Annotated in this window: 11 protein-coding genes; 2 read left to right on the top strand and 9 right to left on the bottom strand. The window is 66.5% G+C overall.

Going from position 1 to position 11,225, the window contains the following annotated elements:
• Positions 1-389 precede the first annotated feature (389 nt).
• From O3305_RS04635 to O3305_RS04615, 5 genes are all read right to left on the bottom strand, one after another.
• Complete coding sequence (locus O3305_RS04635; protein ID WP_269575337.1) at positions 390-2,192, bottom strand: acyl-CoA dehydrogenase C-terminal domain-containing protein; 1,803 nt, start codon at positions 2,190-2,192, stop codon at positions 390-392.
• A gap of 18 nt (positions 2,193-2,210) precedes the next feature.
• Complete coding sequence (locus O3305_RS04630; RefSeq protein ID WP_184166156.1) at positions 2,211-2,630, bottom strand: MerR family transcriptional regulator; 420 nt, start codon at positions 2,628-2,630, stop codon at positions 2,211-2,213.
• A 146-nt stretch (positions 2,631-2,776) separates the two neighbouring features.
• A complete protein-coding gene (locus tag O3305_RS04625) occupies positions 2,777-3,286 on the bottom strand; it encodes a hypothetical protein (protein ID WP_269575336.1) in 510 nt (169 codons plus the stop codon).
• Positions 3,283-3,639, bottom strand: coding sequence for a phosphoribosyl-AMP cyclohydrolase (hisI, locus tag O3305_RS04620; protein WP_269575335.1), 357 nt, complete (start codon positions 3,637-3,639; stop codon positions 3,283-3,285). Before hisI ends, O3305_RS04625 begins: the two co-directional genes overlap by 4 nt.
• Positions 3,640-3,670: 31 nt before the next feature.
• On the bottom strand, positions 3,671-3,922 hold the full coding sequence (locus O3305_RS04615; RefSeq protein ID WP_269575334.1) for a DUF7218 family protein: 252 nt from the start codon (positions 3,920-3,922) through the stop codon (positions 3,671-3,673).
• A 131-nt stretch (positions 3,923-4,053) separates the two neighbouring features.
• On the opposite strand from O3305_RS04615, the gene purF reads away from it, so the two are divergent.
• The gene (gene purF / locus O3305_RS04610) at positions 4,054-5,514 is read left to right on the top strand and encodes an amidophosphoribosyltransferase (RefSeq protein ID WP_184166169.1); all 1,461 of its coding nucleotides are present in this window, start codon (positions 4,054-4,056) and stop codon (positions 5,512-5,514) included.
• Between the two features lie 7 nt (positions 5,515-5,521).
• Positions 5,522-6,232 carry an SDR family NAD(P)-dependent oxidoreductase gene (locus tag O3305_RS04605; protein ID WP_269575333.1) on the top strand — a complete coding sequence of 237 codons (711 nt, stop codon included), beginning with the start codon at positions 5,522-5,524 and terminating at the stop codon, positions 6,230-6,232.
• 233 nt (positions 6,233-6,465) lie between these two features.
• Here the strand turns inward: O3305_RS04605 and O3305_RS04600 are convergent, their stop codons facing one another.
• The 4 genes from O3305_RS04600 to O3305_RS04585 form a co-directional block, all read right to left on the bottom strand.
• Entirely contained in the window at positions 6,466-7,647 is a 1,182-nt protein-coding gene (locus O3305_RS04600) for a serine hydrolase domain-containing protein (protein ID WP_269575332.1), read from the bottom strand.
• On the bottom strand, positions 7,644-8,873 hold the full coding sequence (locus O3305_RS04595; RefSeq protein ID WP_269575331.1) for an SAM-dependent methyltransferase: 1,230 nt from the start codon (positions 8,871-8,873) through the stop codon (positions 7,644-7,646). The genes O3305_RS04600 and O3305_RS04595 overlap by 4 nt, the downstream gene beginning before the upstream one ends.
• 39 nt (positions 8,874-8,912) lie before the next feature.
• Positions 8,913-10,064 carry an acyltransferase family protein gene (locus tag O3305_RS04590; protein WP_269575330.1) on the bottom strand — a complete coding sequence of 384 codons (1,152 nt, stop codon included), beginning with the start codon at positions 10,062-10,064 and terminating at the stop codon, positions 8,913-8,915.
• A gap of 120 nt (positions 10,065-10,184) precedes the next feature.
• Positions 10,185-11,219, bottom strand: coding sequence for a 2-oxoacid:ferredoxin oxidoreductase subunit beta (locus O3305_RS04585; RefSeq protein ID WP_269575329.1), 1,035 nt, complete (start codon positions 11,217-11,219; stop codon positions 10,185-10,187).
• Between the last annotated feature and the right edge of the window lie 6 nt (positions 11,220-11,225).

Genomic DNA, 11,225 nt, shown 5'->3' with positions numbered 1-11,225 from the left:
TACTGCACCATAGCGGCGGTGATGGGATCATTGTTGCCACTCCCATTTCCCGGCGGAGGCCGGAGGAATCGGAAGTGGATCGCGAGCGCAGCGCGTTCTTGCTGCTCCCCGGCGAAGGCCGGGGAGCAGGGTCACAAGCGGATCGGCAGAGAAACCCTGGGCCCCGGCTTTCGCCGGGGAAGCTGGAGGGGAGACGCAACGCCTCTTTGGGATTCGGTCGCCCCGCTTCCACCGTCACCCTGAACTTGTTTCAGGGTCAAACGCGCCTCAGGCGATATCCTGTGTGGTGCGTTGGATGCTGAAACAAGTTCAGCATGACGATTGAAGGCGTCGTTCAGCGCTTCAACGCTATTCTGCTCCCCTCCCTCAAGGGAGGGGAGCTGGAGACGTTACGCCGCCCGGAACAGGTCCGGGTCGAGCGCCATCACTGTCTCGCTGCCGGCTTCGATCTTGCGGCGCAGGCCGCTGGCGTCCGGGAAGAACCGTTCGGCGAAGAAGCGGGCGGTGACCAGCTTGGCTTCGTAGAATTTGGTGTCGCCCTCGCCCGTGGCCAGCGCGGCGGTGGCGGCCTTGGCCATGCGGAGCCACATCAGGCCGAGCGCGACCGTGCCGGTGAGCTGCATATAGGGATAGGCGCCGGCGCCGACGTCGTTCGGGTTCTTGAAGCCGTTCTGGGCGAGCCACATCGTCGCGCCCTGGAGATGGCCGAGGGTCTTCTCCAGCCCTTCGGCCAGCGCGGCGAGCTTCTCGTCGCCCTTGGCGGCGGCGGCTTCCTCGGCGACCAGCTTGAAGAAGGCCTGGACCGCGCGGCCGCCGTTCATGGCGAGCTTGCGGCCGACCAGGTCCATCGCCTGAACGCCGTTGGTGCCCTCATAGATCATCGAGATGCGGGCATCGCGGACGTACTGCTCCATGCCCCATTCGGCGATGTAGCCATGGCCGCCATAGACCTGCTGGCTGTCGGTCGCGACCTTGTAGCCGATATCGGTGCCGACGCCCTTGATGACAGGCGTGAGCAGGCCGATCAGGTCCGCGGCGAGCTGGCGCTCCTCCTCGGTGGCGGCGGCATGCTCGAGATCGACCTGGAGCGCACCCCAGAGGCAGAGCGCGCGCATGCCCTCGGTCTGCGCCTTGGCTTCCATCAGCATGCGGCGGACGTCCGGGTGGACGAACAGCGTATCGGCCTTTTCGTTCGGCTCCTGCGGGCCAGTGAGCGCGCGGCCCTGGCGGCGGTCATGCGCGTACTGGACGGCGTTCTGCAGCGCGACCTCGCCGACGCCGAGGCCCTGGAGGCCGACGCCGAGACGCGCGGCGTTCATCATGATGAACATCGCGGCGAGGCCCTTCATCTCCTCGCCGACGAGCCAGCCGGTGGCGCCGTCATAGTTCATCACGCAGGTCGAATTGGCGTGGATGCCCATCTTGTGTTCGATCGAGCCGCAGGTGACGGCGTTGCGATCGCCCAGCGAGCCGTCGTCGTTGACGAGGAACTTGGGGACGACGAACAGCGAGATGCCCTTGCTGCTCTCCGGCGCGCCCGGCGTCTTGGCGAGGACGAGATGGATGATGTTCTCGGTCAGGTCATGCTCGCCCGAGGAGATGAAGATCTTGGTGCCGGTGATCGAATAGCTGCCATCGGCGTTCGGCTCGGCGCGGGTGCGGATCAGGCCTAGATCGGTGCCGCACTGCGGCTCGGTGAGGTTCATCGTGCCGCCCCAGGTGCCGGCGACCATCTTGGGGACGTACTTCTCCTGCTGCTCGGGCGAGCCCTTGACCAGCAGGGCCGCGACCGCGCCGTGGGTGAGGCCCGGATACATGGCGAAGGCCATGTTCGAGGAGATCATGAACTCCTGGAACGCCGTCGAGATGACGTGCGGCATGCCCTGGCCGCCGAACGCCTCGGGGAAGCTGAGCGTGCCCCAGCCGCTCTCGACGAACTGATTGTACGCTTCCTTGTAGCCGGCGGGCGTGGTGACGCTGCCGTCGTCATGGCGCTTGCAGCCTTCCTGGTCGCCCGAATGGTTGATCGGGAACAGGACCTCGGCGACGAACTGGCCGCCCTGCTCGAGCACGGCGTCGACCGTGTCCGGCGTGGCGTTCTCGAAGCCGGGAAGATTGGCATAGCGATCGAGGCCGATCACCTGCTCGAGGATGAAGCGGGTGTCGCGCACCGGCGGAGTATACTGGGGCATTTCAGGGTTCCTCGGGGGTTAGTCGCTGCTCTTGAGCAGTTCGACGAATTGCTGGAGCTCGGCGATGTGCGCGTCGATGTCGCGCTTCTGGTTCTCGAGCAGGTCGATGCGTTCGAGGCAGCGCTCGAGCGTGACCTGCTTCTGGGTGCTGCGATCGTCGCCGACATCGTAGAGGTCTATCATCTCGCGGATCTCGGCGAGGCTGAAGCCGACGCGCTTGCCGCGCAGGATCCAGGCGAGCCGGGCGCGGTCGCGGTGCGAATAGATGCGGGCGGTGCCGCGGCGCTCGGGGGCGATCAGGCCCTCGTCCTCATAGAAGCGAAGCGCGCGGGGCGTGACCGAGAATTCGGCGCACAGGTCCGAGATGGTGAAGCTGTCGCGGTCCGGTCGCGGCTCGATCGGCGCCAGGGCTTCGAGCGGGAAAGCTGGTGCGTTCATGGGCATAAAATACTTTCCCCTTACGTGAACGTCAATTGCTTGCGCGGCCGAAATCGACCTTTCCGTCATCCCGGCGAAAGCCGGGCGCTTGTGCGGCGCCCGTCCCGCGCCTTCGCCTGAGATCCCGGCTTTCGCCGGGATGATGCTTAGTTGCCGCCGCCGCAGAGCCTCTTGCCGTTCGCATCGCGCATCGCGGCGGCCTCGGCGCCCGACTCGCTGAGCCGGGTCACTTCGAGGCCGGCATAGGACGCGCGCTTTGCGCAATATTTGTTGCAGCCGTCCGGCAGCGCGCCGGGGAAGGCGATCTTGTCGCCGTCATATTTGGCATCGAACGAGCAACTGCCGTCCTCGCCGAACTCGACATGGAGCGACTCCCCTACCCGGCTCGCCCGCCCGGTGCCGCTGCAGGTGATGCGGTCGCCATAATCGACGAACGCGCCGATCCGGTAGCCGAGTTCGGCGTCGGGGACGATGCAGACGCGGTCGGTGTCGCGGGCGTAGAGGCCGGCGATGTCGGTGTCCGCCGGGTTCCGGACGAGGCCGCGCTCGATGGCGGCCTTTTCCAGGTCCTGGGGCGGCTGGGCCTTGTTGTCCGGCGCCGTGCCCGAGGAGCAGGCGGCGAGGAGGAGCGCGAGGAGCGGCCCGGCGCGCTTCATCCGCGGACGAGCTTTCCGCCTTCGACGATGCGGTAGAAGCAGCTCGGCGCGCCGGTGTGGCAGGCGGGGCCGTGCGGCTCGACCTTGAGCCAGACCGCGTCCTGGTCGCAGTCGATCCGGGCCTCGAGCACCTTGAGGATGTGGCCCGAGGTCTCGCCCTTCTTCCAGAGCTTGCCGCGGCTGCGCGACCAGAAGGTCGCCTCTCCGGTGTCGAGCGTGGCCTGGAGTGCCTCGGCGTTCATGTGCGCGAGCATCAGCACCGTGCCGTCCGGAGCGGTGCAGACGGCGGTGATCAGGCCGGCGGCGTCATATTTCGGGTCGAGCACGAGGCCCGTTTCGCGTTCGTTGTCCACGCGCGCTGTCTAGCGCGGCGCGGGCCGCGCCTCAATGATCGCGGATGGCCTCGATCAGCTTGTCCTTGTCCATCTTGGAGCGGCCCTCGATGCCGATCTCCTTCGCCTCGTCATAGAGCTGCTCCTTCGAGCGGCTTTCGAGCGTGCCGCCGCGATGATCGATCGTGCCTTCGGCCTGGGCGTTGGCGATTCGCGCGGCCTTTTCCTTCGAAGCGCCTTCGTCGCGGAGTTTCTCGTAGAGTTCGTCGTTCTTGATCTGCGGTCCATGGTCGTGTCCGGGCATGGGAACGGCTCCTTTCGCCCTGAAAAACCACCGGAAAAGCCAGCAAGTTCATTTCTTTGTGACAAGCGGGCGACAAACCGGGACGAAGCGCCTATATGCCCGCTCGATAGTTCAAAACCCCTTGAGGGCTGATGCTTACCACAAACCCGTTCGATGACGACAAGCTGCGCGAAGAGTGCGGCATTTTCGGCGTTTCCGGCATGGACGGCGCTGCCGCCGCGGTCGCGCTTGGCCTGCATGCGCTGCAGCACCGTGGACAGGAGGCGGCGGGCATCACCAGCTTCGACGGCCGCCAGTTCCACATCCACCGCGCAATGGGCCATGTCGCCGGCAATTTCGACCGCGACGACGTGATCCGCGGGCTGCACGGCGACACCGCCTGCGGCCATGTCCGCTACTCGACCACCGGCGAGACCTCGCTGCGCAACGTCCAGCCGCTCTATGCCGAGCTGGCCAGCGGCGGCTTCGCGATCGCGCATAACGGCAACATCTCGAACGCGATGCGCCTGCGCCGCGACCTGATCCGCCGCGGCGCGATCTTCCAGTCGACCAGCGACACCGAGGTGATCATCCACCTCGTCGCGACCTCGCAGTTCCGCACGCTGATCGACCGCTTCATCGACGCGCTCAAGCAGGTCGAGGGCGCCTATTCGCTGATCGTCATGACCCCCGAGGGCATGATCGCCTGCCGTGACCCGCTGGGCATCCGCCCGCTGGTGATGGGCAAGCTCGACGACACGATCGTCTTCGCCTCGGAGACGGTGGCGCTCGACGTGGTCGGCGCCGACTATGTCCGCGACGTCGAGCCGGGTGAGCTGGTGATCGTGAAGGGCGGCGAGATCAGCTCGCACAAGCCGTTCGCGCCCGTCGGCGCCCGTCCCTGCATCTTCGAGTATGTCTATTTCTCCCGTCCGGATTCGATCAGCGACAACCGCTCGGTCTATTCGGTGCGCAAGGCGATCGGCGCGCAGCTGGCGATCGAGGCACCGGTCGAGGCCGACCTGGTCGTCCCCGTCCCAGACTCCGGCGTGCCGGCGGCGATCGGCTATGCCCAGCAGAGCGGCATCCCGTTCGAGCTTGGCATCATCCGCTCGCACTATGTCGGCCGTACCTTCATCCAGCCCGGCGACCAGATCCGCCACCTGGGCGTGAAGCTGAAGCACAACGCCAATCGCGAGCTGATCAAGGGCAAGCGCGTGGTGCTGATCGACGATTCGATCGTCCGCGGCACCACCAGCCTCAAGATCGTGCAGATGATGCGCGAAGCGGGTGCTGCCGAAGTGCACATGCGCATCGCCAGCCCGCCGACCCGGCACAGCTGCTTCTACGGCGTCGACACGCCGGAGCGCGCCAAGCTGCTCGCGGCGAAGCTGGACGTGGGCGGGATGACCGACTTCATCCATGCCGACAGCCTGGCCTTCATCTCGATCGACGGCCTGTACAAGGCGCTGGGCGAGGCGCACCGCGCGGATATCCATCCGAAATACTGCGATGCCTGCTTCACCGGCGAATATCCGACGACGCTGACCGACCAGGACGAGAACGGCCCGCCGACCGACCAGTTCGCGCTGCTTCACGAGCGCGTGGGCTAAGACCGGGATGAGCGAGGGGGCACTTTCGGGGCGCACCGCGCTCGTCACCGGCGCGAGCCGGGGCATCGGCGCGGCGACCGCGATCGCACTGGGCAGCCAGGGCGCGCATGTCATCCTGACCGCGCGCACCGCGGGCGGGCTCGAGGAAGTCGAGGAAACGATCTTCGCGGCGGGTGGTTCGGCGACGATCGCCCCGCTCGACCTGACCGAGAATGACAGCATCGCCCGGCTCGCCGAGGCGATCTCGGGCCGTTGGACGGCGCTGGACGTGCTCGTGCTCAACGCCGCCCAGCTCGGCACGCTGAGCGCGGTGCCGGCGATCGATTTCAAGGAATATGCCAAGATCCTGACGCTCAACGTCACCGCCCAGGCGGCGATGCTCGCGGCGTTCGACCCGATGCTCAAGGCATCGAGCGGTGCGCGAGTGATCGGGGTGACCTCCAGCGTCGGCCGCACCGCGCGCGCCTATTGGGGCGTCTACGGATCGTCCAAGGCGGCGTTCGAGAACCTGCTGCTTACCTATGGCGAGGAAGTCGCGCATATCAGCGGTATCCGCGTCGGCATCCTCGATCCCGGCGCCACCCGCACCAAGATGCGCGCCCGCGCCTTCCCCGGCGAGGATCCGGCGATGGTGAAGGCGCCGGAAGTGGTGGCGGAACGGATCGCGGCGCTGGCGGCCTCGGGGTTCGAGGCGGGGCATTTCGAGCGGGTTGAGTAACCGCCGTCATCCCGGCGAAAGCCGGGTTCTCGTGCCGTATCTCGCCTTTGCCTGAGATCCCGGCTTTCGCCGGGACGACGGTATTCACGGCTTTCCCAGAACTGATCCCGGCGCAGGCCGGGGCCCAGTTGCAATGTCGTTCGAGAGTATTTTCCCGTCTCACCGAAACCGCCGAAACTGGGTCCCGGCCTGCGCCGGGGATCAGCTTTGGTTATCTGGTCAGGCTATGGTCTCTACTTCGCCGCGGCCTCGAACAGCCGGTTGAGGAACGCGGTGCGCGCCTTGCCATAATCGCTGTCGCTGGCCTTGGGCGCTGCTGCCGAGACCGCGATCACCACCTTCGATTTCGGATCGACGCGGATCGTCTGGCCGAAAATGCCCTGGGCGCCGAAGCGGCCTTCGGGATAGGTCCACCATTGATAGCCATAGCCGAAGCCCGGTACGCCGATATCGGCATGGGCGGTGGTCGACTGGCGATACCAGTCGGCAGGGACGACGCCCTTGCCGCCCTCGAGCGCGAACTGGCCGAGCCGGGCATAGTCGCGCAAGCTCACCGACAGGCAGCAGCCGCTGACCTCGTGTCCGGACGGATCGACCATCCAGAACGCGTCCTGCTCCATGCCATAGGGCTGCCAGATCTTCGCGCTGAGATAGGTGGCGAGCGGCTTGCCGGTGGCGCGCATCACCAGCACGCCGATCAGATTGGTCTCGCCGGTCTTGTAGACCCACTTCGCACCCGGCGCGAACTCGCGGGGGAGCTTCTTCATGTAGTAGACGGTGGGGTCCTCCCCAGCCGGTACCGGCTCGAGGAACATGCGGGCGACGTCGGACTTGGCGTCGGTATAATCCTCGTTCCACTTCACGCCCGAGGTCATGGTGAGCAGCTGTGCGATCGTGACGCCGTCATAGCCGCTGCCGGCGAGTTCGGGGATGTATTTGGTGACGAGCTCGTCGACCGACTTGATATAGCCATCCTTGATCGCCGCACCGACCAGCGACGAGGTGAAGGACTTGGCGACCGAGAAGCTGGTCCAGCGGCCCTCCCGCGAATAGCCGCGGGCATAGCGTTCGAGCACGATCTTGCCGTCCTTGAGCACGATCAGCCCGGAGATGTTCTGCTGGGCGATGAAGGCGTCGAGATCGGCATCGGGGAAAGCGAGCGGCTTGCCCGCGGGAAGCGCGCGGACCCTGGTGCCGGCCTTGACGATATGGCCGGGGAAGAGCCGCTCCATATGCGGGAAATTGGCGTCGCGCTGGGCCTGGCTCCAGAACAGCACCTCGGCACCGACCTTGCGCAGGCCCGAATTGTCGCCGGACTGCAGCTTCACGTCGGACGACTGGACCGCCTGGGCGATCGCCCCCTGCCCCGCGACGGTTCCCAGCGCGAGTGCGCCGGCCAGCAGCAACTTCCTCATATCCCCTCCTCCTTCACCAAGGTGAGCTGGACGACGTCAATACCGCCGCCTCTGAACCCGCCTTCGCAATACATCAGATAATAGCGCCACAAGTCGATGAAATTCCGGTCGAATTGTGCAGGCAGCGTGCCCGCCAGCACGGCCGCATCGAAGCGCTCGCGCCACAGGCGGAGCGTCTCGGCATAGTTGAGGCCGAAACCGATGCGGTCCTGGGTGCGCAGGCCCCGCGCGGCGGCCAGGGCGGCGAAACGCCGCTCCGACAGCAGCAGGCCGCCCGGGAAGACATAGGCCTGGATGAAGTCGACGTTCGCGGCATAGTCCTCGAAGAACGCGTCGTCGAAGATGATGACCTGCAGCGCCGCATGGCCGCCCGGCTTGAGCGCACCGGCAATGGCATCGAGATAGGCGGGCCAATAGGCCTGCCCCACCGCCTCGGCCATCTCGATGCTGGCAACCGCGTCATAGCTGCCGGTGACGTCGCGATAGTCGGTGAGGGTGAAGCGGGCGTCGTGCGGCACGCGTGCCTCGGCCCAGGCCTTCTGCTCGGTGGACAGGGTGATGCCGTGGACCTTGCGCCCTTGCGCCACCGCCATTTCGGCGAAGCTGCCCCAGCCGCAGCCGATCTCGAGGATCTCGTCGCCGGGGCTGGTGTTGGTGCGTGCCAGGATCGCCGCGAGCTTTTCGTGCTGGGCCTGTTCGAGCGTCTGGCCGGGCGCGGTGAACAGCGCGCTCGAATAGGTCATTCCGGGGTCGAGCCAGAGCCGGTAGAAGTCGTTGCCCAGGTCGTAATGGAACTGGATGTTGCGTCGCGAGCCGCCGCGATGGTTACGGTTGCGCCAGTGGAGCAGGCGCTTGATGCCCTTGGACAGGCCGGTGGCGCGGGCCTGGCGGGCGAGCTCGGCGCGGTTGAGGCCGAACAGCGCGAAGAGCTGGACCGGATCGGGGCTGGCCCATTCGCCGAGTGCCCAGGCCTGGTACCAGCCGATCGAGCCGCCGACCGCCAGGCGGAGCAGCGCACGCCAGCTGCGCAGGTCGACGATCGCGGCGGGCCCCTCGGCGCGGCCGCCGAGCAGGCGGGCGGTGCCGTCCGGCAGGCCGAGCGACAGGCTGCCCCGGGCGATGCCGGCGTCGATCTTGTCGAGCTGGCCACGAAACAAGGGGGCGAGCGCGCGTGCGGACCAGTGGCGCGGCTTGTCGGGATTGGGCTGGCTCAGGGGCGCGTGCATTGCGTCGCGCACAATGCACGCGCCGGTGAGTCGGGCAAGCTAGCTTTTGCTACGCTTCTTCGGGCGCTCGCCGTTGAACAGGTAGCGCAGCGCCGGGCTCAGCTTGATGAGCTTCCAGATGCCGTAGGAGCCGAAAAAGGCAGTCAGGCAGAGCAGGATGAAGCGCGGCCAGAGCGGGATCGGCAACCGGTCGAGCAGTGGCGTGTCCAGCACGATCAGCGGCTCGTGGAACAGGTAGATCACGAAGGAGGCAGAGACGAGCGCCTTCACCCAGCGGCGCTCGCCATGGATGAAATGCGCCAGCGCGCCGAGCGAGGCCTGGGTGAGGCAGAGCGCGGCGACGCCGGTGAGCACCGGGCGCCACAGGAACGGCACCGTACGCGGATAGAAGGCGACGATGATGCTCGCGGCCAGGCAGGTGAGGAACAGGATCCAGGAGAAGCGGGCGAAGCGCCGGTCGAGCGCGGGGATGCGCTGGAGGATCGCGCCGAGCAGGAACCAGGGCAGATAGTCGAGCGCGTAGCGGGCCGAGAGGAAGTTGACCGCGAAATTGTTCAGGTAGCGATAGCGCTCGAGCTGGAGCGAGCCCAGCCCGCATAGGCCGAGTACCAGGCCGGTGGCGAGGGTGAGCGGAATGAACCAGCGGACCAGGTTGCGCTGCTCGCCCTTGAGCTCGGCATGGGCGAGCGCGGGGAAGATCCAGACCAGGGCGGCGAGCCCGGCGGTGTAGTAGAGCAGCACCTGGACGAACCAGAGATGCTCGAACGGGTTGCGCTCGGTCATCGTCATGATTTCCCACCAGCGACCGAGCGGGTCGGGATTGCCGGTGATGCACAGCAGCAGGAAATGCATGAGCGGCACGAGCAGGAAGGTGCCGGCCAGGAAGGGCGGGACGAGCCGGTGGAGGCGCGAGGGCAGATAGCTCGCCACCGGGCGCTTCTGGAGCAGCATCGCGGCGAAATAGCCGGCGATCATGTAGAAGCCCGGCATGCGGAACAGGTGGAGATAATCCGCCAGGTAGATGAAATCGATCGAGCGATCGTGGAAATTGGCGATCCACGGCCCCGGGCGCGCGGTGAGCGAGGCGTGGTACGGGATGCCGAACAGCAGGAACACAGCCCGCAGCGCGTCGAGGTCGTGGCGGCGGGCGCGCTCGGCGGGGGTGCGGAAGGTGCCGTCGCCTGGGGTCATCGGGACAAGACGCTTGTCGCCGGCGCAAGTTCACGCGGAAAAAGGCCGGCGGATGCGCGGGTCAACATGAACGGGGCGATAGGCCAGTTCGCCGCCAATGCAAGCCGATAGCGATAACAGTCAGAGCTTGTGCGGCTCCTTGTCGACCATCCAGGTCTGGCCTTTCGACACCAGCTTCTGGAGATCGGCGGCCTTGCCTTCGCTCGCCGCCTTGTTCTGCGCGATCACTGCGCTTTCGAACGTGGGTGCGGGGTCGTCATAGAGCACGCCGAGCGCCATCGGGAACGGGCCGAAGGGCATCTCGACCAGCATGTGCGCGATGGCGCGATTGGTGATGTTGTGGACGATCACCCCCGCCCCCTGCCAGTCGCCATCGGTGACATCGACGACCTTGAGGACGAGCCGTTCGGGATCGAGCGCGAGGCCGCGGGTGCCGCCGGCGAAGAGCAAAGGCTGGCCATGCTCGGCCCAGAGCTGGTTGGCGGCGGCATTGGGCTTGGCGGTGAAGGGCTCGAAGACCTCGTCGTTGTAGACGATGCAGTTCTGGAAGATCTCGACGAAGGCCGCGCCCTGGTGCGCATGCGCTGCTTTCAGAACCGATGGCAGGTTCTTGTGGACGTCGATCCCGCGGGCGACGAAGCGTGCCCCTGCCCCCAGCGCGAAGGCGCAGGGCTTGGCGGGATGGTCGACCGAGCCGAAGGGCGTGGATGGGCTGCGCGTGCCTTCGCGGCTGGTCGGGGAATATTGGCCCTTGGTGAGGCCGTAGATCTCGTTGTTGAACAGCAGGAACTGGCAGTTCAGGTTGCGCCGGAGCAGGTGCATCGTGTGGTTGCCGCCGATCGACAGCGCATCGCCGTCTCCGGTGATGATCCACACGTCGAGCTCCGGATTGGCGAGCTTGACCCCCGTCGCCACCGCCGGCGCGCGGCCGTGGATGGTGTGGAAGCCATAGGTCTCCATGTAATAGGGGAAGCGCGACGAGCAGCCGATGCCGCTGACGAACACCGTGTTCTCGGGTGCGACGCCCAGCTCGGGCATGGTGCGCTGCACCGCCTTGAGGATAGCATAGTCGCCGCAGCCCGGGCACCAGCGGACCTCCTGGTCCGTCTCCCAGTCCTTGGGGGTGCTGGGGCGGATGGTGGTGATCTCGTTCATGCGATC

The organism is Sphingomonas sp. NIBR02145, from assembly GCF_027359115.1.
In the GTDB taxonomy this organism is placed as follows: Bacteria; Pseudomonadota; Alphaproteobacteria; order Sphingomonadales; family Sphingomonadaceae; genus Sphingomonas; species Sphingomonas kyeonggiensis_A.
Note: the sequence above shows the minus strand (reverse complement) of the source record. Positions and strands in the feature narration are given on the sequence as shown.